Raw genomic sequence first — 24362 nt, forward strand, 5'->3', positions numbered from 1 at the left:
ACTCCAGAAGACACTGGTCTGGCTCAGCTGTGGCTTCGATCGACCGCCGTCGAGAGACGCGGTCGATCGCTTCCTCACCGATCTCGAACACGTTGTTGACGATGTCTTCGAGCACCTCGTCGAGCAGGCCGCCGTTCGGGGCCTGCTCGACTCTACGTACCGAATCGATTCGACTCACGTTGAAGCGATTCCGTGGAACGTCGACGCCACGTGGAACTACGACTCAACCGCTGAAGAGCACTACTACGGCTTCGGCTGTACGATCGTCTCATCGGGCGCGAAGGTACCCATCGCAGCGGAGTTCACACCAGCAAAACAAGCGCCAGAAGAGACGGCGATGCGCGTCACGCGTGACGCGCTCGCCGTCGAAGTACCGGTCTGGATGATCGGCGACAGTGCGTACGACACGCTGGAGTGGCNGTCACGCGTGACGCGCTCGCCGTCGAAGTACCGGTCTGGATGATCGGCGACAGTGCGTACGACACGCTGGAGTGGCACGACCACCTGCTGGATACAGGGGTCGTGCCAATCGCGCCGTATAACCCGCGAAACACGGACGATCCGCTCGATATCGAGTACAGAGTCGAAAATCGTATCGAAAACCACAGCGAGGACGTTCAGCTCAAACGGTCGGTCTTAGACGAGACGTACAACCGCCGGACACAGGTCGAACGGACCAATGATGCAGTCAAGAACTGCGGCCTCGGGCCCGTCCGCGCCCGAGGCCGCGTCCACGCACGGGCGCAGGTGTTCCTTGCGTTGTGCCTCCGAGTGGTCGTCGCAATCACCAACGACGAACGAGGAGACAACCCTGGCCGCGAGATGCTCACGGCATGAGACGGATTCTATGACACGCTCNGAGTGGTCGTCGCAATCACCAACGACGAACGAGGAGACAACCCTGGCCGCGAGATGCTCACGGCATGAGACGGATTCTATGACACGCTCAGATAAGGTCTACGTCATGCGAACTCAGCGCCTGTCGAATCTGATTTCCCTGTCGGTGTTTCTTGGACAGGCTCTCTTGGAACGCCTCCTGTGGACGCTCGTCGGATTTGTAGTACTCCGGCTGGGCTGTCTTCCACGACAGCCCGACCTCGGTCATCAACCGCCGGACGTGACGGTCGCAGTGGTCGGCGTCGAACTCTTCGGAGAGGTACTTACTTGCGAGCGGGACAGACCACGCGGGCGCGTCAATACCGACTTCTTCGGGTGATTCGTGAAGAGCCTCGACGAACCGCTCATGCTCCGCGTCAGAAAGCTCGGTTGGTCTACCTGATCGTGGTTCGTCGTAACAACCTGCTCGAACGGCTCATCGGCGAGCCGTTCGAGCCGATCAAGCCATCGTGAGAGCCATCCGCCGGTGTATCCGTAGCGTTCGGCGACTTCTTTCTGAGTGAGGTCGTCAGCTTCGAGGTAGTTAATCGCCACCATGAGCCGCTGTGCGGGCTTCTTTCTCTCGACTTCCGCCAAGACCTGGCGGAGGTCGTCGGTAGAAACGTTCTCAGGACCAGCCATACCGAATCGACGTGCTCAATCCTGAAAAAGATTCAGCCATCAGTATCAGTCATGCCCTCTCGACCGTCATCAGCAAAGATGGCGATGCCGATTCAACTGCTAAAGAAGTAATAGAGACTTGGTAGAATCCTCATAAGTCAGTGCTGTCGGCTGATCATGGACTACGGGACGTTACGAGGCATTCATACTCTGCCGATAGAACTATATCTCTCCTTTTACACAGTAATTCCATGCCGCCGTTTAATAACCAGTATCTACTCACCGATTCGACGTTGCCGGATGGTTTACCGGATTCGTTCATCACATACGGGTCGGTAGCCGGATTCACGATTCACGCTTCAAAGAACCTCTCGGTCGTCGTCGTTCAGAGTAGGTCCGAAACAGTTGCTCTCCTAGGTGAAATTTTTGATCCACACGACCCATCCAAAACGAACGAGGAAATCATCCGTCAGGTGATGAAACGACCAGAACACGAGTCTATTTTTGAGATTTTACAGCAATATTCTGGTCGGTACATAATCATCGCAGAACAAGCCAGCCAGATAGTCGTTGTGCCGGATGCAACGTGTCTGCGCCGCGTATTGTTTACGGAAAACGCGACTACAATCACGTCCTCGCCGAAGCTCTTTCACGAACTACTTGGGATAGAACAGATCATGGATCCGGCCGTCAAATCGTTTGTAAACTCAGATTTGTTTTTGGAGAATGATGCAGCGTGGCCGGGCACGCAAACTGTAGACCAACGACTCTCTCGGCTGTTACCTAACCACTATCTCGATGCCAACGAGGGGTCAGCTCAACGCCGGCCGCTATATCCACCCCAGCCATCCGACAGACAGGCAGTCATGGAGGGGCTTATTGACTCTCTCAGCGGGTGTCTCATAGCGATTGCCGAACGCTACGATGACGTTCGCTTCCCGCTGACAGCCGGGTGGGATTCGCGGATACTACTGGCTGCCGCGGATGCTATTGAGGATCAGGTTCTTTTTTACACGTTTGCTACGAAAGTCGGACTCAATCATCCTGATGTTCGAATCCCGTTTGCCATCACCGATCAGCTTGATGTGGATTATCAAATCATCCAGCCCCGGGAGCTAACCGAGGAATTCGTCACGGCAATGCAGGATAGCTACTACAATCCGCGATTCCCAACGAAGATGCGGCACGTCCAACACCGCTACTATAACGCTAACCGACAGACCTCGGCCGCAGTTGTTGGCAGAGTAGCTGAAATACTACGTGTTTTTTATTCGCCACCGTTATTAGAGGCTTCTCCTCACCTTTTGGCAGATTTATATGGCTATCCTCAGTCTGATTTTGCCCACTCAGAGTTTGCGGAGTGGCTCAAGAGTGCCGAACCGTATGCCGAACGCTGTGACATCAACATCTTCGATCTGTTTTATTGGGAGCAGCGTATGGGTAACTGGGGCTCTCGGCATACCTACGAGAATGACATCGCGTCGCACCAATTTGCGCCATTCAACAACTATAATCTCTTGCTCTCAGGACTCTCGATTCCACGAAATGAACGTAAAGGTCCAGATTACACATTCTTTGAAGATATAGTAGAGATGACACGCCCAGAATTGCTGTCGCATCCGGTAAATCCCGATTCTAAGAGTACCTGGCGCGGAACGCTCAAAAACAAACTCAGACGTATCATAAATGACGATCCACGTTTGTATCGAGCGAAAAGCCGCTACAAGCAGGCACGATCCTAGTGGTCCATGAGGTCAAGCACCTAAGCCGGTGAACCACCGTCACTACCATTTGCGTAGCAGGGTGTCATAGAACTCTTCGTACACCTCACCAGCAACCCGAGAATCGGTGTCTGATAAGCAGCTAATATTGCCTCATTTCAGAGTCAGTGGTAGCAGACCTCTCGATCGGTACGCGAAAACCATGCCAACCATTCTATGACACGCTATAGAAGTTTAAAAATGTCATGAGCGATAGCATCAAAAAACAGGTCGCGAGTCTCGATTGGACCGACGATGAGGGAGCATCGCTACCGGTGTGCCCGTGTCTGCAGTGAACTGCGTCAACTGTCGAGAACACCGTGAATCCGTTGCATGGTCTTATTCAACAGTTCGGACAATTGTACCGAATATCGTGACGTCAAGGGTTGTGCGTAGCCGACAAAGATTGCACCGAGCGTCGAGATCACACTCATTCCGAACAGCGTCGCGCCGGAGAAGGTCTGTATAATCAAAAGTCCGATCACAAGGATTACCAGACAGACATCGATGACTCTATGGTTTTGAGGAGGGAAACTCCCGGCAGCCTGGCGTAGTGCCGCCACCAGTGCAGTCACACATACCACGAGATACGCAGCTCCCGCACCCACGCCACCGATCAGGAACACTCGAAGGTAGCTGTTATGTGTGCCTGCCTCGCCGAAGTACGAGGGTCCTTCGAACCAGCGGTCGATGACGAGTCTGTCCATCCCAAGTCCCCACCCAAGGAGTGGACGGTGGGAAATGGCTTCGGCTGTCGCCGACCAGATGGCACCGCGGCCGTTGAGTGCGATCGTGGTTGGTAAGCTCGAAGAGGGTGTTGCTTGAATCGCCAACAAACCACCGATGAACACGACAAGTCCGCCGATTGAGGCCACCACTAGCCCATGAAAGTCAAAGACGTAGTAGGCGGCAGCGAGACCGGCTGCCGTACCCAAGACGAGCAGCCCGGAACGGCTCTCCGTGATGAGCACACCAAACACATTTATGACTATGAGTCCAGCAGCTATCGGTGTCCGGTCATGCACCCATTCCGTGCCGGCAGTGATGGCCCCGAACACCGCAAGCACGGCGAGGTTGTTTGGCGTCGTGAAGACAGATCGCGGGATGTAGTAGGTGAACGTGGCGAAGGTCTGGGGTCCAGTCCACGGTTCAAGGGTGACTGGACCGACAGCAATTCCTCCTACGAGAACAACCGGCAGCCCCACGAGAGTTAGAGCGGCCCCAGACCGAGAGACTGCGCGATAGGCTACCCGACGGTCGATGACGGCTGGCAAAATGAGCACGTTGACAGCTGTCAAGAGAGTGAATGCAGCCAGACGCAACACCGAACTCCGGCCGATATTGGCGATGAAACTGATAGCAAAGAGTGCCCAGACAGCGGCTAGCGGGTAGATGATGGGACGATAGACGAAGATAACTACCTCGTCCCTGATGATGAATAGCAACGCCAGTAGTGCATACGCAATGGCCACGAGCGCGTAGCCGATAACTGTTGAGAGCAATGGGGATGAAGAAAGCGATGTAGCGAAGATAATCCCCATAAAGAAGACTACATTACGATTCACGTTTCACAATCAAGAGATGGTGGTTCGTGGGCCTTGTAATATCTACCGATTGACCGTAGTGGCTCGGTATCGAGCAGCGGCGATTGTGCGTAGCCAATAATGAGCGCCCAAAGCACTGACGACAGATTGGTGCCAAAGATCGTCGCACCGTCGAACAGCTGAAAAAAGAGTGCCATGACGACGAGGCAAAACGTCGTTAGTGCGAGCGGTGTGCGTTCTCGAATACGTCGGAGCGCTGCCACGAGTGCAGACCCACACAGTACGAGGTAAGTTACCCCGCCGACGATGCCACCGATAACGAACAGTCGGAGATAGCTGTTGTGGACGCCAGTGAAGGGACCGGAGTAACGGTTGCCGATTGCGGTTCCTGTATCGAGGAGACCCCACCCAAAGAATGGTCGCGCAGCAAACGTTCGAAACGACGCCACCCAGTATCCGGGCCGGTCGCCAAGCACTGCACGGAGCGGCTCCGTCGGTCCGGGAAGGACGCCGAATGCGATGGCGAAAGCAATCACGGTGGCCCCCGTCCCGGCAATCGTTACGCCCGCGAGAGCGGTCCGACCGGCGAGGTAGTATGCGAACACGAGTACGGCTGCAACCACGACGGCGAGCCGTGCCGCACGCCCAAGCGTGAGATAGACGCCAATGAGGTTTAGCGCTGCGACGATGGCCATTCGTGACGAGCGGGTCTGTGTGGCTACGCCGGCTGCTGCAACGGTTCCCATGGCGACGAGCACGCGGAAATAATTTTGCTGGTCGAAAATGAACGTTGGCGAACGGACATGTGTGTCTAAAATGAAAACATATGTTGCAGATACGCGGTCAATCGTCCAGCTTAAGACGGAAAACTCGCCCAGTAACGCTGATGGGAGACTGAATAGTACGCATACTGCCCCGACGATGCCGATAGCTGTGAAGGCTTGCTCACGTGTGACGACCGCCGGGATGACGAAGAGTGTAATCGCGGAGAGAACGATGAACGCACCCGTCCGGAGCACGGAACTTGGAGAGGGGTTGAGTATCAGACCGAGGAAAAACACACCCCAGAGAACGGTGGCGGATAAGAGGATTACTGGCTCGTATCGAAACGGAATGTCGGGCAACCGACGGTTGCGGGTGTCATGGACAGGGGCGGTCGTCACAACAGCTGACACAACGAAAACGACGTACGAGACGAGAATAATGAGATTTCCGACGAACCGAGAGACGAATATCGAGAGACCGAATATACAACTTCCGAGAAGAAGATAGAACGCAGCAAGCGGTTTGTCCATGGCTGAGAGCGCAATCTCTGTCCGCATGATTGTTTCGGTAACCATTCCATAGGTAGTGGATGCAATCTCTATTTCGTTTTGTCGGCCGATAACTCAGTACGATTGACTTTCACAACATTGAATATTGGACCGATCAATTATATCCTATCTGATGGACGTTTGTTTCCTCATCAATCAACTTGCGCCGGGCGGCGCACCGACGCTGTTGCTCGATATCGTTGCAAACACCGACGCCGACACCGATATCGACTACACCGTCTGTTTCGTCGAGGGCGAGGATACGCTTTCGGTGGACTTCGAAGACGCAGGGGCACGAGTACTAGACTTCGGTGGGGCGTTCAAATTCGACCCGCGAGCGCTCTCCCGAATGGCCCGTTTCTTCCGACGTGAGGAGTACGACATTCTCCATACGCATCTTCCGTATTCACAGACGCTTGGCCGTATCTTCGGACGGCTTGGCGGCATCGAAACGATAGTCAGCACGCAACACAGCATTGCGGAGCACTACCATCCACTGACCGGCACGCTCGAACGCTTGACACGCCCACTTGATACGAAGACCATCGCCATCTCCGAAGGCGTCGAACGCTCCTTTACCGGCTCCGCCCGCCAGTACGAGCCAGGCCAACCCGACCAGTGGTGTACTATCTACAACGGTGTTGACGTCGCTGGCTTCAACGAGCGGGTCAGGACCGCCGACACCACCGCTCTCGAATCGCAATACGGAGTCGACGACGAGCCGACATTCTTGACTGTTGGGCGGTACGTGCCAGCGAAATCCCAAGCCGATCTCGTCACCGCGATGACCCGCGTCGTTGACACCCACCCCGACGCGCGGCTGTTCATCATCGGTTGGGGCGACCTTGAAGACGACCTCAGGGCGGCAGCGAGCGACCGCGGTCTCTCGGCGAACATCACAGTCACGGGGCGCGTGTCACCCACTGATATTCATGAATACTACGCTCTTGCCGACGCCTTCGTGACATCTTCGACGGTGGAGGGACTGGGAATCGCGGGACTGGAAGCGATGGCGGCAGAACTCCCCGTCGTCGCCACCGCCGTACCTGGCCTGCGCGAAATCGTTACCGAGGGCAAAACAGGGCTACTAGTCCCCCCGAACGCCCCTGACCAGCTGGCCGATGCGATGATGCGTGTTCTGCGAACCGACAAATTATACGGAACGAACGGCTACGAGCGTGCCGCAGCCACCTTCGACATTCGAAAAACGGTTGCCTCGTACCACGAACTCTACGGCGAGCTGTGTAGCGATGTGAACCCACCGATGACCGCCCGACACGACTGAAAACGTATTTAGCCCAACGCACTCGACTTTCGACCATCCAATCGATGGTTTCCCATCCAAATGTTGTGGTCGTGGTGATGGATACCGCACGTGCCAGAGAGACCGTCCGCTCCGATTACCGAGATATGTCTCTCTCTGCTATCGACCGACTCGCCGAGGACGGCACCGAGTACACGCAGGCGTTCGCGGGGTCGCCGTGGACGCTTCCATCCCACGCATCGCTGTTCACCGGCACGTACCCCTCGAAACACGGTGCGCACGGGGGTCACAAGCATCTTGACGATGACCTCCCAACCCTCGCCGAGGCATTCCGAACGAACGGATACGAGACGGTCGCCGTCACGAACAACACGTGGATTTCCGAGGAGTTTGGGTTCGCACGCGGGTTCGAAACCGTCTATAAGACGTGGCAATACGTCCAGACCGACACCGACCTCGGCGAGATTGCCCGCACGACCGAGGGCCGTGCCACCGTCCGCGCGCTCGCCAACCGTCTAACCGAGGGCAACCCGATCGTCAACGTCGCAAACGCCCTGTACGGGAAGTTCCTTCGCAAGCGTACCGACGACGGTGCCCAACGAACCAACGAGTGGATTGGGGACTGGCTCACCGACCGAACCCGTGACGAGCCGTTTTTCTGCTTCATCAACTACCTCGAACCCCACCTCGAATACCGCCCACCGAAGTCCTTCGCCGAGGAGTTTCTGCCAAACGGCGTCACCTACGATGAGGCAATGGAGGTACCACAGGACGCGTGGGGATACATCGCGGGCGAGGTTGACCTCACTGACCGGGAGTTGGACATTCTCCACGCGCTCTACCGTGCGGAAATCGCCTATCTCGACCGACGCATCGGTGAACTCAGAGAGCATCTCGAAACCGCCGGCGAGTTCGAGGACACAGTGTTCGTCGTGACGAGCGACCACGGCGAGAACATTGGCGACCACGGCATGATGGATCACCAATACAACCTCTACGATACCTTACTCCATGTCCCGCTGGTCGTCCATGGCGAGGGGTTCGGGACGGGCCAGAACGAGGATCTCGTCCAACTCACGGACCTCGCACCGACGCTCCTCGATGCGGCCGGCATCGATGCGCCAGAGCTACGCGAGGAATCGCAGGGCCAGTCGTTCCATCCAGCGGCGGAGACGGAACCCCGCGAGTGCGCCATCGCCGAATACATGGCCCCACAGCCCTCGATGGACGCGCTCGAACAGCGTGTGGGGAATCTCCCGGCTGAAGTACGTCGCTACGACCGCTCGCTGCGCGCGATCCGTACCGATGATTGGAAACTGATTCGAGGCTCGGACGGCTCGCACGAACTCTATCATCTCGCAGACGAACCCGTGGAGCAGACAGATCTTGCGGCCGAGAACGCCGACCGCGTTGCAGCGCTCGACGACTGTCTCGACGACTGGCTGGCATCGTTCGACCATGCCGAAGCGACCGGCGACGTTTCGATGACCGATGCGACGGAGGCACGGCTCGAAGACCTTGGCTATCTTCAGTAGTTCAACGCGGCTGCGAGACGACTCGGGAGGTTTATGAGCGATGCAGTACGCCCGCAAAACAGGTGACTGACGTGAGTCTATTCGATATAGTAAAGCAGACAGCGACAGGGCGTCGATTCACGCTCACTGATATTCGACGCGGAATAGAGAACCCACGACAGGTGGTGTCGAAAGTAAATCAACTATACAATCACCTCCGAGCCGGCCAGCGCTATAATCCAGAGGGAATCGATGTTTTTGCGGAAGATTGGGACAACCTCATCATCCTCGATGCCTGCCGATATGACGAGTTCGAGCAACGCTCGATGCTTCCCGGACGAACCGAAAGCCGCATCTCGCGTGGAAGCACCAGCCCTGAGTTTATTCGGGGCAATTTCACCGAAAAGACGCTCCACGATGTCGTCTATATCTCGGCCAATGGCTGGTATGCAAAACTCAAAGACGATATCCGCACGGACGTTCATGCTTTCGAGTTCGTCGAGCGCGATGCGATGGGTGGACTAACCTCGCGCCCGGAAACAGTTGCTGCCGCCGCGCGCGATGCCGCAGAGAAGTACCCTGAAAAACGGCTTCTCGTCCACTTCATGCAACCACACCAGCCATATCTTGGGCCTACGGGCGAACGATTCGAGTTCAGCACAGGCATGCAGGATACTATACGACAGACTGACGCGAGCTACAGGGATGTAATACAAGCCTACCGCGAGAACTTGGAACTCGTACTCGCGGAAGTCGAACCACTACTAAACGATCTCGTCGGAAAGACTGTCGTCACCGCTGACCATGGCGAGTTACTCAACGATCGCGAGCAGCCGATACCGATACGGACGTACGGTCATCCAGAGGGCGTCTATGACGAGCATCTGGTGAACGTTCCATGGCATATCTATGAGAACGGCGACCGAAAGAAGATCGTTGCAGAACAACCATCCATGGGAACGGATGAAGTCGATTTCGAGCAGGTCGAACAAAACCTCAGGGACCTCGGATATCGAGCATAATATAAAATCAACGGTTGAGCGATAGCCGGCTCTTGTTTAACTCTTGTAGGAGGTGCCAGATGTAGTGTGTCTTACGAATTTAGATGCCGACAGTATTAGACGAAAATAAGATCGGGTATTCACCAATCACAATAGCATTCGATAACATGCCATCGACCCCAATTCACATATTTTGATAATACAAAGATTTATTACGTATAGGTATCTGGCTGAAGTATGTCTGAGGAGCCGCCGTTCAGTAGGCGACAGTTTTTGAAGGTTGCAGGTACGGTCGGAGTTCTCTCCGGGACAGCGGAAACTGCAGCCGCTCAGCAGTCAGATGGAAAGCGAAACGAACTGCTCGTCGGCATCGCCCCATCGGCAAATGCTCGCCAAACCGCCCAGCGGGCGCTCCCGTCCGAGGCACGAATCGTCGGCGAGAACGACACGCTCGGCTACGTCAGGGCCGAGTTGCCCGAGCGCAACTCAGCAAGTACAGCGGCCAGCGTCGCCAGCACCGTCGCCTCCCGTCGGGGCGTCGAGTACGCCGAACCAAATGCCATTTATGAGACGCTCGCCGTCCCGAACGACCCGCGCTTCGGCGACCAGTACGCCCCGGAGATGGTGAACACGCCGGCCGCGTGGGACACCACCTACGGGGACGGCGAGGTGACGATTGCAGTCGTCGACCAAGGCATCAAAGACGACCATCCCGACCTCGAAGCCACCGTTGCGAGCGATCGCGCGCGAGATTTCGTCGATGACGACGATGACCCCTATCCCAATTCGCTTTCGGAAGAACAGCACGGCACGCACGTCGCCGGCATCGCGGCCGCCGGGACGAACAACGACACCGGCGTTGCGGGCATCAGCAACGCGACACTGCTCAGCGTTCGTGCGCTCGACGAGACCGGATCTGGGTCCACCGCCGACATCGCCGACGGCATCCAATGGGCCGCGGACAACGGTGCGGACATCATCAACCTCTCGCTCGGTGGCGGATTCACCGAGACACTACAGAAGGCAGTCTCCTACGCCAACGAGGAGGGCGTGTTGCTCGTCGCCGCGGCGGGCAATAATAGCGGTTCGGTCAACTATCCAGCTGCTTACGACGAATGCATAGCTGTCTCGGCGCTCGACCCCGATGGCAACCTCGCATCCTATTCGAGTCGGGGTCCCGAAATCGAACTTGCCGCTCCGGGAACAAATTTGCTTTCGACGTGGACTGACGATGGTTATAACTCAATTTCGGGTACCTCGATGGCAGCACCGGTCGTGTCGGGTGTCGCGGCACTAGTGCTCTCACAGCAAAAGCTCTCGAACGAGCAAGTGCGTTCTCATCTGAAGGATACTGCGGTTGATACCGGTCTATCCGAGGAGAAGCAGGGGGCCGGTCGGGTCGATGCGCTGGCCACAGCACGCTCGCTCTCGCACACGCTGAAAATCGATGGGAGAGGCCCGCTAACCGAGTATGATTTCACGGTTAGCGGTGACCTCACCGGCCACAAAGCAATCAATGGCGCGGATGTCATTGATGGCTTGCAGGCGAGCGGCAACGTCGGGGGCGGGCGGGACGTATATGCTTTCTCGGGAGAGATCACCGACATCAGTGTGGATGGTCCCGCCGACATCTATCTCGACGGGGAGGCAGTCACCGTTGCGGAGCTGCTGCCGAACGTCCTGAAGTTCGACGGACGGGGACCGTACACCGACTACGAGTTTTCGGTCGACGGAAACCTCGTCGGCTACAAGGGTATCAACAGCGCGGACGACATTGATCCCGAACGCGGCCATGCTGCTGGCGGCGTCGGAAGTGGCCGGGACGTGTACGCTTTCTCGGGTGAGATCACTGATATCGCTCTTGATGGTCCTATCGATGTTTACCTCAACGGGGAGGCAGTCACCGTCGCGGAGCTGCTGCCGAACGTCCTGAAGTTCGACGGACGGGGTCCGTACACCGACTACGAGTTTTCGGTCGACGGAAACCTCGTCGGCTACAAGGCTATCAATGGTGCGGACAACATCGATGGATCACGTGCNTACACCGACTACGAGTTTTCGGTCGACGGAAACCTCGTCGGCTACAAGGCTATCAATGGTGCGGACAACATCGATGGATCACGTGCTGCTGGTGGTGTCGGAAGCGGACGGGATATCTACGCTTTCTCCGGCGACCTCACTGATATCAGCATAGATGGTCCCATTGATGTCTATCTCAATGGCGACGTTATCGATGTGAGTCCCGATCACACACTGAAAATCGACGGGACAGGTCCGCTGACCGAGTACATCTTCTCGGTTAGTGGCGATCTTGCTGAACACAAGGCCATCAACGGCCCGGACTCGATTAGCGGACCGAACGCGAGCGGTAGCGTTGGAGGCGGGCGGGACGTGTATGCTTTCTCAGGAGAAATCACCGACATTAGTGTAGATGGTCCCGCCGACATCTATCTCGACGGCGAGGCAGTCACCGTCGCGGAGCTGCTGCCGAACGTTCTGGAGCTCGACGGACAGGGACCGTACACCGACTACGAGTTTTCGGTCGACGGAAACCTCGTCGGCTACAAGGCTATCAATGGTGCGGACAACATCGATGGATCACGTGCNTACACCGACTACGAGTTTTCGGTCGACGGAAACCTCGTCGGCTACAAGGCTATCAATGGTGCGGACAACATCGATGGATCACGTGCTGCAGGTGGTGTCGGAAGCGGACGGGATATCTACGCTTTCTCTGGCGAACTCACGGACATTAGTCTAGACGGCGCTGTTGATGTGTATCTCAATGAGGAATTGTTGAGAACAGGTCCCAAGCATGTATTGAGTTTTGACAGCAACGGCGGTCGCTTCTCGTACGAGTTTACAGTTGACGCCAACCTCGAAAAGAGCACTGCGAGGGGCGCGACGATCGACGACAACGACACCATCTCGGACAACACAGCGACTGGTCAAGGTGGTGGCGGTGGTACTGACAGCTACACCTTTTCTGGAGAGTTGCGCAACATCAGTGTGAACGGCGATGCCACAGTCTATCTCAATGGCACTGTGATCAACGGTGATTCACCAGCCATCGGCGTCCACAACGGCCTCAGCGATGCCAACTTCGACACCATCGATCGGATGGAAACGTGGCAGAACACTGGCTACGATGTCCAGAACCTGTTCGTCCCCTGGAACCCCGACGAGGGGCATATGAACTGGCTGTTCGATCGAATCCTCCCACAGATCTGGAACGCTGGCCGGACGCCGCTGATCACGTGGGAACCGTACACGCCCGGCGCACGGACCGCATCGGTCGATACCCAGTCGCTCGTCGAGCGCAACGAGTACGACGCCTACATCGAAAGTCTCGCCGACACCACGCCGGACGACATCGAAGTCCGTATCGGCGACGGCGACTACGACGGCTACATCGACCGCTGGGCAAGTCGACTACAAAACGCCCTCTCGAAGTCAAGCGGCCGACAGGCGTATCTCCGACTCGCCCACGAGATGAACGGCGACTGGTATCCATGGTCGCCGACCGTCGGCGACTCCGCACCGCAGAGCTACGTCAGGATGTGGCGACACGTCCACGATCAGTTCGACCGACAGGGTATCGGCAACGACCTCCAGTGGATGTGGTGCGTAAACGCCGAGGACGTCGGCTCCTACACGGCCGAGCAACTGTATCCGGGCAACGGATACGTCGACTGGCAGGGTGTCGACGGCTACAACTGGGGAAGAAGCCAAAGCTGGTCGAGCTGGGACTCGCCGGACAGCATCTACGGCGGGATGCTCGATCAGCTGTCGGGTCTCGGAAACAAACCGATCTGTGTCGCGGAGTTCGCCTCTTCCTCGAAGGTGAGTGGCGGCTACGACCCACAGCGCAAAGACGAATGGATTCGGGACGCACTCGCGTACTTCGAGAATCAGGGCGTCGACATGTGGTGTTGGTTCAACGAAGACAAGGAAACCGACTGGGCAGTCTTCAACGGGGTGCGTGGCACCGGGACAGTCACCCACAACGGACAGCAGGTCAACGCGTACAGCGCCTATCGGGAAGCGATCGATTCGTACGCGACCGCCAGCGGCGCGACGATGGCGGAATCGAACGTTACCGAACAAGTCGTCGGTGACGATTAATCCGGCTTCAGACGGCTGGTCCCGTTAGTTCGAAACCGCTGACCGCCGACCGATCCGAGCGGCTCACCGGTGGCCGTTTCCGCTGAGCGCGTCCAGTTGGGCCGTCGTCCGTGCTACCGTGTCGCTCCAGGCATGCTCGGCGACAACCAGCTTTCGCCCGCGCTCGCCACACCTCCTGCGACGCTCCGGAGACGAGGCCAGCTCGCTGAGCGCGTCGGCGAACCCCTCCGAGTCTCCAACGGGAACGGTGATACCCGCCTCTTCGATCATCGGAACCAACTGCGCGAGATTGCTCGTGACGGCCGGTGTTCCCGACGAGAGCGCTTCCAGCACCGTCCGCGGCAACCCTTCAGCACGGCTCGGGAGAACGAAGAGATCGGCCCCGCGGTACAGCTCCGACATTTCCTTGTGGGGCACCTCGCCGAGGAATGCCACTGCATCGTCGAGTCCGCGTTCGGCGACGCGGCGTTCGAGATCCGCCCGCAGCGGTCCCTTGCCGGCGAAGTGAAGCCGTGCTTCGGGATGGGTCTCCCGAACCTGCTCGATCGCCGACAGCGCATCGCCCGGTCGCTTGCCCTCGACCAGCCGACCGACGAACAGCACTGCGGGATCGCCCGCGATGCGGTCGCTTTCGTCGCCGTCGGGCGAGAAACGGTCGGTATCGATGCCGTTCGCCACCACGTGGATGTCGGTCCCAACGCCGAACTCGCGGAGCCGGCTGGCGTCGGTCTCGGTGTAACAGAACACCGCATCGGCGCTGTCGAAGGTCGCACGCCCAAGCGTGCGGAGATACCAGTGAAAGACCCATTCAGGGGCCGACTGTGAGTAGAGACCGTGGTTCGTGATCGCGAGTGGAATCGAATCGAGCCGTCGTTTGAGTGCCGCAAGGTTAGTGGAAAAATAGAGATGTGAATGGGCGTGCATCACGTCGAACTCGTCGGCTTTCCGGAGGAAACGGGCGACCCCCACCGAAAGGCTGTTGCCGAGCGCTTCGGCAGTCGCCGGTCGCCGAACTACGGTGTAGCCGGCGCGCTCTTCGCGGCGCGAGCGGCTTCCGTCACCGATCGTGAGCACAGTCACGTCGTGGCCCATTGCGGCCTGGTCTCGGCTCATCGCGTGAACGTGATAGGTCCCCCCGCCAATGACCTCCGGATAGGTCTTCTGGGCGATTCGCAGGATTCGCATCTACCGACCCTGCAATCAGACAGTCCAAAAGCGGTTCGATGCGGAATCGTGTCGACGCGGACGATTCCGGTACGTTTTACCCATTCGTCCGACTCCTTCAGGCAATGATACTCGTCACCGGCGGTGCAGGATTTATCGGCGGCCATCTCGCCGAGGCGTTCATCCGCGACGGCTACGACGTCGTCACGCTCGACAACCTCAATTCGTACTACGACGTGGACATCAAACGTCGAAACGTCGAGTGTGCTCGCGAAGCCGCCGAAGAGGGTACAGGGAGCTACGAACTCGTCGAAGGTGACATTCGTGATGCCGACCTCGTCGACGACCTCGTCGACGATGCCGAATACGTCTTCCATCAAGCTGCACAGGCCGGCGTGCGAACTAGCGTTGAGAATCCCCGGCGGGTGAACGATATTAACGTCGAAGGAACGCTGAACGTGCTCGATGCGGCCCGCGAATCACCCGTTGAGCGGATCGTTTTCGCGAGCTCCTCGTCAGTCTACGGCAAGCCAACCAGTCTCCCTTACGAGGAAGACCATCCGACGACTCCGATCAGTCCCTACGGCGTCTCAAAACTCGCCGCCGAGAACTACGTCCGGGTATACGGCGATCTCTACGATCTCCCGACCGTCGCGCTCCGATACTTCACCGTTTACGGTCCACGGATGCGGCCGAACATGGCGATCAGTAACTTTGTTTCCCGTTGCATGAACGATGAACCGCCGATTGTCTACGGCGATGGTACGCAGACACGCGATTTTACCTATGCCGACGATATTGTCCGAGCGAACACGAAGCTGCTTGAGACCGACGCCGCCGACGGCGAAGTGTTGAACATCGGGAGCACAGATAATGTCTCTATCGCGACGCTCGCCGAGGTCATCCGGGACGAGATCGCCCCCGACCTCGACATCGAGTATGGCGAACGCCAAGCCGGTGATGCTGAACACACACATGCAGATGTAACGAAGGCGAACGATGTAATCGGATACGAACCCACGGAGGACATCCGTAGCGGTGTCCGGAAGTTTATTGGATGGTACCAAGAAAATCGCGAATGGTATGAGCCGCTTGTCCGTTCATCCTGAATCGTTTACTACACACCCCCTGTCGCTACTCAACCGATATTCCAGTCATTTTGGTCAGTTAGAGTAAGAGATCGCAGCTCTGAGGCTCAGAACCGAGCTTCGATATCTCATCGCGAGTATTCTTGGTACTGCTGAGATTGTCGTTCAACCGTGGTAGCCAGCCCCAGTTCGCCCAGCGGCTCCTGACCTCACTGCCCGTCTTGGGCCAGCTCGCGCCCACTATACCGACGGAATTTTGCCGATTCAGAGACGGGAGGAAGTCAAAGATACGCGAAATCCTGCTCGCCACCTTCGAATCCCAGTCGCTCGTGAGCCCACTCGAACGGTTCCTCCTCCTGTCGATCCTGGAGGAAGTCGATGATCGCATCGCCGACGTTCTCGCCGTAGATGGCCTTTCCATCGGACAACTGGTTCCGTACCGAATCAGTCTCGTACACATGTTCAACCATCTCGTACATCGCTTCGCCACTGGCCGGTGGCACGAGGAGATTCGTCCGAGCATCGAACACCGTTTCCGGGCGATCAGTGTTGTATCGCGCCGTGAGACAGAACGTTTCGTCGATGTGGTTCAGTTCTTCTTGCATGCTCCCGGAGTCGGTGAGTTCGGCGAAACACTGGCCCGAACGGAGGAATTCGTAGACGTGGGCGTGTTTCTTCCAAAGACCGGTGAAAAGGAAGTTCTCGTGCTCGTCAGCGAGACCTAGGAGACGGTCACGGAGCCCGTAGTTTTCGAGTGCTGTCTGTGTCGCAGTGAGTTCGACGAAATTGACGTTGTAACCGGCTTCAACGAGACGGACAACACAATCAATGATAGCACGGAATCGGTCCGGCAACAAATTTGCTCGCCGATGGATGTCGACACGGATCCAGTCATCACGAGCCTCCAGTATGGGATACACGTCGAACACCGATTCGTCGAGATTTGCGGCTGCTTTCATCTCGATCGCGTCGACCACGGAATTGCCGACCACTGGGATACGATCGACACCGTCGACTTCCTTCGGATACCCCTCGCGGACGAGATGCTCGCGGTTCAGTTGTGTTGGCGCGAAATGATAGAGTGAAGCCGCGGAACCGACGAACGTATCGTACTGTTCGGGAAACGGTTCGGTACGGTTGAGTGACCACTCGCCCTCCCACTGGTCGTCGATGAAAGCCGCCGGCTCCGGTTGGTTGTCAAACGACGGCGACATTCCCCGCAGACCGGCCTCGTTGTGAGCAGTCCGCTGGTTCGTCGCGAACATCCACGCTTGCGGGACGATACCAGCAGCAAGCGTGTCACCATGGACAAGCGGTAAGACGATCGTGTCCGGATACTCCTCCTCAAGGTGGCCGGCAACCGACTCGATCCGCGTCATCAGCTCCGCAGTCTTCTGTGAGAGGCCGCCACGGATGCCGAGGTCGACAGCGACGCTGTCATCAATGTCGTACTCGGCGAGACCGTGGCCGAGGAGATCGTCGTGGTGCTGACCAGTGTGCAACACGAAACACGGGAAACCACGACGACGCGCAGCCATGACGACCGGGGCTTGCTTATAGAAATCAGGTTTGGTTGCGGTCACGACCGCCAGCACGAAGTCACTGGCCGTCATCTGTTTGGCGAGTCGGTCGTCGTAGACCGTGATGTCGTCCATCTTGATTCAGTTGCGCTCGCCGTGAAATGGTAAGTGTTGATATGCGGTATCCGATCGTGTGCTGGACATGACACGCTCGTTTTAGAGGAGATCATCGCGCCGCCCGTCCGGTACATCGAGCTTGACCGGGACGGTTCGCTTGACCTCCATCGGCATACTCACAAACGAAGAACCTTTTATATATTCAGGAGTCACTCGGCCGTCACCGCGAAACTTGTCGGCCGATCGGCTTCCAAGATTTCGACGCGCTCCTCCCTACTCGCTCCCTTACTTTGTTCAGTCACTCCTTGAAAAAGGGCATCCGCGTTGTTCCGCATAGGTGAACTCCTGACACACAAGTCACAGTCGTCTTGACTTGGTGAGCGACACGCAGAGATTGGTTCGTGCGTTCTCATCCGTTGCTGATCGTTTCACAATCGGTGTTTTCGCCCGCAAGGTAGACGATGTGCTACTCGTGAATACGAGTGTGAACCGAATCACCGCTACCGCGCAAAAAAAGTGATCCAATAGATGATCGACCAACCGGTCTTAGAGTGCTTGAGAAGCGCTTCACAGCGTCTTGAGTGAAGAGCAACTCGACAATGGTATCGTTCGAGCGAAGCGACTTGAGCCAACCAATTTTCACACACGGTTGCCGTCTGGCGGTTTTCGTTTGGTGTGCAGTGTGTGAGTGCTATCGGTGATCGCCAAGCGGTTGCGTGCACTGACTGGTGGATAGGTGACGATGACTAAACAGCCTTCTAAACACCTCAGCTACCATCTAACAGCCATTTCAGGTTTAGCTATGATGATCGATAGTACCTCCTCAAGTGAGCACCCCATGCCCAAACGGATTTTCACACTGGGGTTCGATTCACCCGCATCAGTACTTCTTGCGGTGTTTGAGGCCGATTGTGAAAGCAAGGACAGTCGCTAAGCGACCAGTAGAGAAACGCTCGGACCATGTCGGCTGGTGGATCCGTGTGTGAACGTGAAGTGTAAAATGTGCCATTGGAACATCATGCTGATCAGTTCCTCCAATCGAACACCCAAGGTCCACAGACGGATTTCGCCTCAAACTTCGCACTCACAGAACAGTTCCAAGCGGCTGGCTACACTTCGTTATCTATAGGGGTCTACCGTAGTTTCCAGAGAAGAACCTTCGACAATCGACAACGGCCACAGCCACCGACACAGGGAGCCTATGAGAAGTTCACTAGAACCCTATAGCAACTCACGAAGGAATTCGACAGGATAGATGGCGGTCAGGCCGGGTGTCTCGATACGAAACTGCTGGGGCGGCGTGTTCTCGCTGTAGGCCTTCTCGATCCGCGGCTCGCCCTCGGGTGGATCGTTGAGTACGTCAAGCACGTCATGGCCACCATCACGCGTCATCACGACCCAAATCGCTTCTTCAGGGTCACACGCAGCCATCTTATCGAAGTCATCGGGGACGGCCGTATGGACATCGTGATTGATGCGCTCCGCCTCGACCGTGACGACGATCTCGTCGTTTTCATCGAGACCCGCGAGGTCGAGGCGGCGCTTGTCGTCGATGTCGTAGTAGGGAAGGACCTCGACGACGGGTGATTCGGGATCACGCACGTATTCGGCCTCGAGATACTGCCGGGCAACCTCGACGGCGAAGACATGTTGGCTCGACTCCTCAAGGTCGCCCTGCCCGTGGCCGTAGTCGACACCCTGGCGGTAGCTCTCTCCGAGCACCTTTCGTCCGGCCACCGTCACGGTGAACAGCCGATGAGGGTGGTCGGTGTCGTGACGCAGGAGATCGGCATCGAGGAGACCCTCGATCGCCTCGCTCTCGATACCGACGTACTCTTGAAGGCGAAGCATACTGTCCCACAGTAGATCGTACTCGAGTTCAGGGTCATACCGGAGCTGCTGGGCGTTGTACACCACTTGGAGGAAGCAGAGCTGTCGGTCAGACCACTCCGAAGCGCTCCGTTCCTCGGGAGTGAGTTTGAGGTTGATATCGCAGACCGGCACATCGTTACGGTCGACGGCGCTGAGGTCGTGACAGCAGTCGATTGCTCGTTTCATCCCATCAGCACTCGGATCGTATCGGTTGTCACAGTCGATACACCGAAGGGCGTGAATCGTGGGGTCATATTCGACACACGCGGGCAGGCGCTTCGTGAGTGGGAGCGCGGTGTCTACGCGCGCCAGTTGGACGTCAGCGGTTTCATCCGTCGGCTCCGATTCGGCTCCGTCAACCGCTCCAGCTTCGGTCGGAGCAGCAGCGCGTGGCGGTTCGAACGATAGACCGTATGCCGACCGCGTCCATGCTTGCATGTCGATCCGCGCGTCCTCGAACGCCCATCGCTTCTGATTGGCAAGCGGTTGCTCGCTGGCCGGGTGTCCGGACGGAGGTGGGGCGGAACCAACGAGAAACGGTCGTGGTTCAGGCTCATCGAAGGCAGCCGGGAGCCGCACCAACCACTGGCCGCGTCGCAGCGCTCGTAGCCGATTGCCAACCGCATCCGGACCCATGTCGTCGGTGGCTAGACGTCGCGCGAGTCGCCGGTCGACCGGAACGTTTCCCGTGACGAACGTCGAGATGTTGTTGAGGAGTTCGTCGTACGCACGCTCGTCAGCCTGCCGGAGTTGGGCCGGAAACTGCATCGAGAGCGTGATCGAGCAATCGAAGCCGCGGGACTGGGCAAGCAAGTCGCCGAGGAGATCGGAGACGGCGACGCTCGCCGCCTCTTCAAGGTAGAGGTTCACCAGCGGATGGTCAGCGTCAGTGGACGCGCGTCGGCTGCGCCGTCTAAGGGCTGTCCAGAGGTTCGAGAGCACCACCAACGTCAGGACGCGCTGGGCTTCCGACCGGAGTTCGCCCATATCGAGGATGACGACGACGTCCTCGTCGAGCAGCGCCGCGAGATCGAAAACCGGATCGTCACCCCCTGAATCCGAATCCGAGATTGGATTCACGTTCGGGTCCGGATCCCGATCCAGGTCTAGATCCAGCTCCGAGGTCGAATCGGAACGTGGGTGCGAATGCGAGTTCGAGTCCGGCACGTGGTTGAAGACGCTGGCAAGGCGGCCGTCGACGGGGATCTTCTCGAGACGATTAGCGACCCCCTGCATGATCTCGTCGAACGAGCGCTGATGGTTTGCAACGACGCCACCCAGCATCCGTTCGAGGTCGGGATCGCTCACTGCCGGCACGGTCTGGCGTTCGTGCATCCGGCGAGCGGATTCGTGGAGTTGGCGGTGTGAAAACGCATCGCTCCCGTGGACGGGGTCGAACTGCGCCTTGAGGAGGTATCGGATCACGTCCGGCGACCGCACCGCCTGCTCGAAGCGCTCCCGGCCCATGATCTGCATGAGGATCTCGATGTAGTGATCGATGACGTCCTCGACGGCGGTCGTCCGGGGAACGCCCGCAGCGAGTTCGTCACGGATATCGAAAAACGAGAACGCGGGAAGGACGCTTCCACAGTCGAAGTAGTACACGTCATCCAGCGACTCGAAGCGAGCGTAATGCGAGCGGAGATACTCGATCGCCATTCCGTCGCCCTTGGGATCGATCAAGAGGTCCGCGCCAGATGTGGCAGCGTGATTGTCGAGGATCGCCGTGATCACGCTCGTGGATTTTCCCGACCCGGTCTTGCCGAACCACCCCACATGCAAGCGCTGGAGCGACGGCGGCAGCACGACCAGTTCGTCCGTGGTCACGTCGTCGTGCGTCCGAGCGTCGCCAAGGGTGAGCCCCACACCGCGGTACGCGTCAAGCTGTTCGTCGGGCGGGCGTGGCAGGGCGGTTCGCTCGCCCGGCGTCGCGGCGACCGCCCGCGTGCCGGTCGCGGTCAGTGCCGGCCCACCGAGCACACAGAAGTTGGGTGCTTCCCGGACGTCGGCCACGATCCCCTGGCTCGTGTTCGTCTTCCAGGGAAGGTGTGTCCCGAGGCGTTCGTAATTCGGTGGTCGGAACGTTCGCTCGCTGATCGCCCGAAACACGCGATGGCCGGGTGGGAGGGTTCCCGCGTGGAGGGCCTCGTCGGTCCGCACCACGCCGTCGAGGTCGTAGGTAGTGCGCCCGACGGCGCTGAACACCGTGGCGAGGTCATCGGCCACACGAGTGGCGGCGTCGGGGTTCTCGCAGGTCAGAGCGGCCGCACGGACGTTGAGATCGAACGATCGACGGGTTTGCTTCGCGTCGAGTTCGTCGAGCCGCGTGCGTTCGCTTCGAATGGGGGTTGGTTCGTCGGGTGCGTATGCTGTGTGTTCCGTGTGTTCGTCGGCGGCCTGTGGAACGATCGCCTCCAGCAGCGCGTCGCCGATACGCGCCCCGCGGGTGTCGTGGCCCTGTTCCAACCGGTGGTGGCGAACCGTGGCGGCGGCGGTCCAGTCGGGTTTGGGTCGCAAGAGCACCTGATAGACCATCCCGACGGACGTGTCGGCCATCGTCTCGACGACTGCCGTGAGAGGGACGTGGTCGCCGCCAGTCGAGTGAAACCGGTTGAAGGGTGTCAGCTGTGTCTGCCAGTCGTTGCGACGCTCAGTGACACCGTGATACTCGACTCCCGCAACGAAGCATTCCTCGTCGACTCTCCCCGGTGTATCGACTGCGCCTGTCTCATCAGTGACCCCGCCCGTGTCACCTGGTCCTCGCTCGCCATCCGCCCTCACTTCGGGGGTCGCTTTCGCCTCGCCGAACGGCTGCTCGTCCGCAGGCTCTCGGTGGTCGTCCGCACGCCCCCGCACCGCGGGGCCACAGGCGCATGTGAGGTCGAGCGTCGTCCGATCGAATTCGTAGGTGTCGGGAAAGAGACTCCGCAGCGCGCGTTCGAGCCCGTCGGGATCGTGCTCGGTATCGAGCCCGAAGTAGTACTCGATCGTGGGGACGTCGGCGGGCGAAATCAGGAGGCACTCGATCGTCGGTGGGGTTGGCGACCTCCCAGTGAGGCGCTGCACCCACGAGCCCGTGGTCCGCGTCGATCCCATTCGATGCAGGCGTTCGAACGGACTCCGGATCGACTCGGTCGACAGCGGGTCATCACTCGGTCGAACGGCGATGTACGATCGGGACCCGGATCGATCGCCGTCATGCCCACCGTCTGCGGGTTCGTCTTCGGCTCCCGCCATCATAGAAGGAGGATCGACGGTGAGCTTTAGTCTTCTTACAACACCCCTGGGTCTCTCGATGTGGATGTAGCCTCGGAAGATGTGCTCCCGAATTTCTCAATCGGAGTCACTCATTTGCATCTGCCTCGTTCATCAACAATGTCTCGATCGTCTCGAACTGCGGTGGCTTGTGGAGAGGGATGCCCGAGAGAACGATCTCGCGGATGTCGTCTGCGTACTGTGGGATCGACGCTGCGTCCTCGACGTCGATGTCGTAAGCGTATCGACCCTGCTCGAACTCCTGTTCTTCGAGATCTAGGATGAGATTGTTGACCGCTCGCTGATTCGCTGCCCGATCCTCACTGACGAGCACCCAGAGATCAATGTCACTTCGACGGTCGGCGTTTCCACGTGCGACACTTCCATAAAGGATGATTCCAAGGAGATTCTCCAACGTCCCTTCGAGTTCATCGACGGCTGTCTTTACCGGTTGGTGAAACTCCGATTGCGGGATGCGAAGAAATGGATCGCTCGGGATCGAGAGGCGCTCGCGGTTGATCTGGACCAAGCGTCGATTGCCATCGGCATCCTCGACGACCAACTCGTTGGCTCTGAGACTGTCAACCGCTCGTCCGACGGTCGGCTTGGTATTCCCGGTCCGAGTCGCTAGCTCACCAATCGTGAACGCATCGAACCGGTGTCGGGATAAGAGAAGGAGAATATCATCGGTTGCTTTGCTCTTGTACAACCCAGCATCGTGAGCCGGTATCTGGAGAGATATCGTGACACCAGTTCCTCCCTCTCGTTTCAGTTGGTGTTCCATATAACGTCTGATGTAATGGAAGTATTAAAACTTTATATGTATTTGACCCGCGCTACAAGAGTGGAGCCCCCATCAGAATGGCAATGGTTGAAGCGTCGAACTGCAGTTGCACAGACACGGAAATGGCCTACCGCTCAACCCACCCGGGAGCATTGACATCCTCCCGCCCCTGAAGGGGCGAGATTCCTTCGGCGGGGAGTACGGTTTAACCCGACTCGGCTACGAAGGCAACTTGCGGGTTCGCACGAACCTCGTTGGAACAAGAGTATGGCGACTCTGACCAGTCGTGGTCGTTCCACTTGAGGCGTGCNACGAAGGCAACTTGCGGGTTCGCACGAACCTCGTTGGAACAAGAGTATGGCGACTCTGACCAGTCGTGGTCGTTCCACTTGAGGCGTGCAGGCTGTGCCATCAGCCCGACTTGTGAATCGTCTAGTTGTCGATGCAGAAACGTCCATGACGCCGCGAGGTCCGCGTGGCCGTCGAAGCCACACGGACACGTTAGCGTGTCCTTGTGGCGGACTGTCTCGTCGCGTTCGCCACA

12 protein-coding genes and 3 pseudogenes are annotated in these 24362 nt (G+C 58.0%); 7 read left to right on the top strand and 8 right to left on the bottom strand.

The window, feature by feature from the left end; all coding sequences use genetic code 11:
* Positions 1–837, top strand: a pseudogene (locus C450_RS11410) (transposase); the annotation flags it as partial.
* A 169-nt stretch (positions 838–1006) separates the two neighbouring features.
* Here the strand turns inward: C450_RS11410 and C450_RS11415 are convergent.
* A pseudogene (locus tag C450_RS11415) lies at positions 1007–1518 on the bottom strand (winged helix-turn-helix domain-containing protein); the annotation flags it as partial.
* A 230-nt stretch (positions 1519–1748) separates the two neighbouring features.
* On the opposite strand from C450_RS11415, the gene C450_RS11420 reads away from it, so the two are divergent.
* A complete protein-coding gene (locus C450_RS11420; RefSeq protein ID WP_005043569.1) occupies positions 1749–3239 on the top strand; it encodes a hypothetical protein in 1491 nt (496 codons plus the stop codon).
* A gap of 320 nt (positions 3240–3559) precedes the next feature.
* Here C450_RS11420 and C450_RS11425 read toward each other — a convergent pair whose 3' ends face one another.
* Together C450_RS11425 and C450_RS11430 are read right to left on the bottom strand one after the other, a co-directional pair.
* Positions 3560–4798: an O-antigen ligase family protein gene (locus C450_RS11425; protein WP_005043570.1), complete on the bottom strand. Its 1239-nt coding sequence runs from the start codon at positions 4796–4798 to the stop codon at positions 3560–3562.
* A 20-nt stretch (positions 4799–4818) separates the two neighbouring features.
* Positions 4819–6141, bottom strand: a complete 1323-nt coding sequence (locus C450_RS11430) for an O-antigen ligase family protein (RefSeq protein WP_049910135.1) — start codon at positions 6139–6141, stop codon at positions 4819–4821.
* Between the two features lie 106 nt (positions 6142–6247).
* Here C450_RS11430 and C450_RS11435 point away from each other — a divergent pair, with 106 nt between their 5' ends.
* From C450_RS11435 to C450_RS11450, 4 genes are all read left to right on the top strand, one after another.
* Positions 6248–7399 (top strand): glycosyltransferase, encoded by a 1152-nt coding sequence (locus tag C450_RS11435; protein ID WP_005043572.1) that lies wholly within the window; start codon positions 6248–6250, stop codon positions 7397–7399.
* A gap of 44 nt (positions 7400–7443) precedes the next feature.
* The gene (locus tag C450_RS11440; protein ID WP_049910137.1) at positions 7444–8913 is read left to right on the top strand and encodes a sulfatase; all 1470 of its coding nucleotides are present in this window, start codon (positions 7444–7446) and stop codon (positions 8911–8913) included.
* Positions 8914–8975: 62 nt separating this feature from the next.
* A complete protein-coding gene (locus tag C450_RS11445; RefSeq protein WP_241430381.1) occupies positions 8976–9914 on the top strand; it encodes a hypothetical protein in 939 nt (312 codons plus the stop codon).
* A gap of 600 nt (positions 9915–10514) precedes the next feature.
* Positions 10515–14018: a S8 family serine peptidase gene (locus C450_RS11450; RefSeq protein ID WP_449271552.1), complete on the top strand. Its 3504-nt coding sequence runs from the start codon at positions 10515–10517 to the stop codon at positions 14016–14018.
* A 63-nt stretch (positions 14019–14081) separates the two neighbouring features.
* Here C450_RS11450 and C450_RS11455 read toward each other — a convergent pair whose 3' ends face one another.
* A complete protein-coding gene (locus C450_RS11455; protein WP_005043578.1) occupies positions 14082–15203 on the bottom strand; it encodes a glycosyltransferase family 4 protein in 1122 nt (373 codons plus the stop codon).
* Positions 15204–15307: 104 nt separating this feature from the next.
* On the opposite strand from C450_RS11455, the gene C450_RS11460 reads away from it, so the two are divergent.
* A complete protein-coding gene (locus C450_RS11460) occupies positions 15308–16291 on the top strand; it encodes an NAD-dependent epimerase/dehydratase family protein (RefSeq protein ID WP_049910140.1) in 984 nt (327 codons plus the stop codon).
* A 260-nt stretch (positions 16292–16551) separates the two neighbouring features.
* On the opposite strand, the gene C450_RS11465 is transcribed toward C450_RS11460, so the two are convergent.
* From C450_RS11465 to C450_RS23505, 4 genes and pseudogenes are all read right to left on the bottom strand, one after another.
* Positions 16552–17925 carry a UDP-N-acetyl glucosamine 2-epimerase gene (locus C450_RS11465; protein ID WP_005043580.1) on the bottom strand — a complete coding sequence of 458 codons (1374 nt, stop codon included), beginning with the start codon at positions 17923–17925 and terminating at the stop codon, positions 16552–16554.
* Positions 17926–19128: 1203 nt separating this feature from the next.
* Positions 19129–23016 carry a hypothetical protein gene (locus tag C450_RS11470; protein WP_152424482.1) on the bottom strand — a complete coding sequence of 1296 codons (3888 nt, stop codon included), beginning with the start codon at positions 23014–23016 and terminating at the stop codon, positions 19129–19131.
* 106 nt (positions 23017–23122) lie between these two features.
* Positions 23123–23563: a nucleotidyltransferase domain-containing protein gene (locus C450_RS22945; RefSeq protein ID WP_241430386.1), complete on the bottom strand. Its 441-nt coding sequence runs from the start codon at positions 23561–23563 to the stop codon at positions 23123–23125.
* 460 nt (positions 23564–24023) lie between these two features.
* Positions 24024–24362: pseudogene (locus C450_RS23505) on the bottom strand (hypothetical protein); the annotation flags it as partial.

This window comes from Halococcus salifodinae DSM 8989 (genome assembly GCF_000336935.1).
GTDB lineage: Archaea > Halobacteriota > Halobacteria > Halobacteriales > Halococcaceae > Halococcus > Halococcus salifodinae.

Bases quoted from the DNA above. Each gene is read 5' to 3' on its own strand.
- C450_RS11420 (WP_005043569.1), top strand. From the start codon at position 1,749: ATGCCGCCGTTTAATAACCAGTATCTACTCACCGATTCGACGTTGCCG.
- C450_RS11425 (WP_005043570.1), bottom strand. From the start codon at position 4,798: ATGGGGATTATCTTCGCTACATCGCTTTCTTCATCCCCATTGCTCTCA.
- C450_RS11430 (WP_049910135.1), bottom strand. From the start codon at position 6,141: ATGGTTACCGAAACAATCATGCGGACAGAGATTGCGCTCTCAGCCATG.
- C450_RS11435 (WP_005043572.1), top strand. From the start codon at position 6,248: ATGGACGTTTGTTTCCTCATCAATCAACTTGCGCCGGGCGGCGCACCG.
- C450_RS11440 (WP_049910137.1), top strand. From the start codon at position 7,444: ATGGTTTCCCATCCAAATGTTGTGGTCGTGGTGATGGATACCGCACGT.
- C450_RS11455 (WP_005043578.1), bottom strand. From the start codon at position 15,203: ATGCGAATCCTGCGAATCGCCCAGAAGACCTATCCGGAGGTCATTGGC.
- C450_RS11460 (WP_049910140.1), top strand. From the start codon at position 15,308: ATGATACTCGTCACCGGCGGTGCAGGATTTATCGGCGGCCATCTCGCC.
- C450_RS11465 (WP_005043580.1), bottom strand. From the start codon at position 17,925: ATGGACGACATCACGGTCTACGACGACCGACTCGCCAAACAGATGACG.
- C450_RS11470 (WP_152424482.1), bottom strand. From the start codon at position 23,016: ATGGCGGGAGCCGAAGACGAACCCGCAGACGGTGGGCATGACGGCGAT.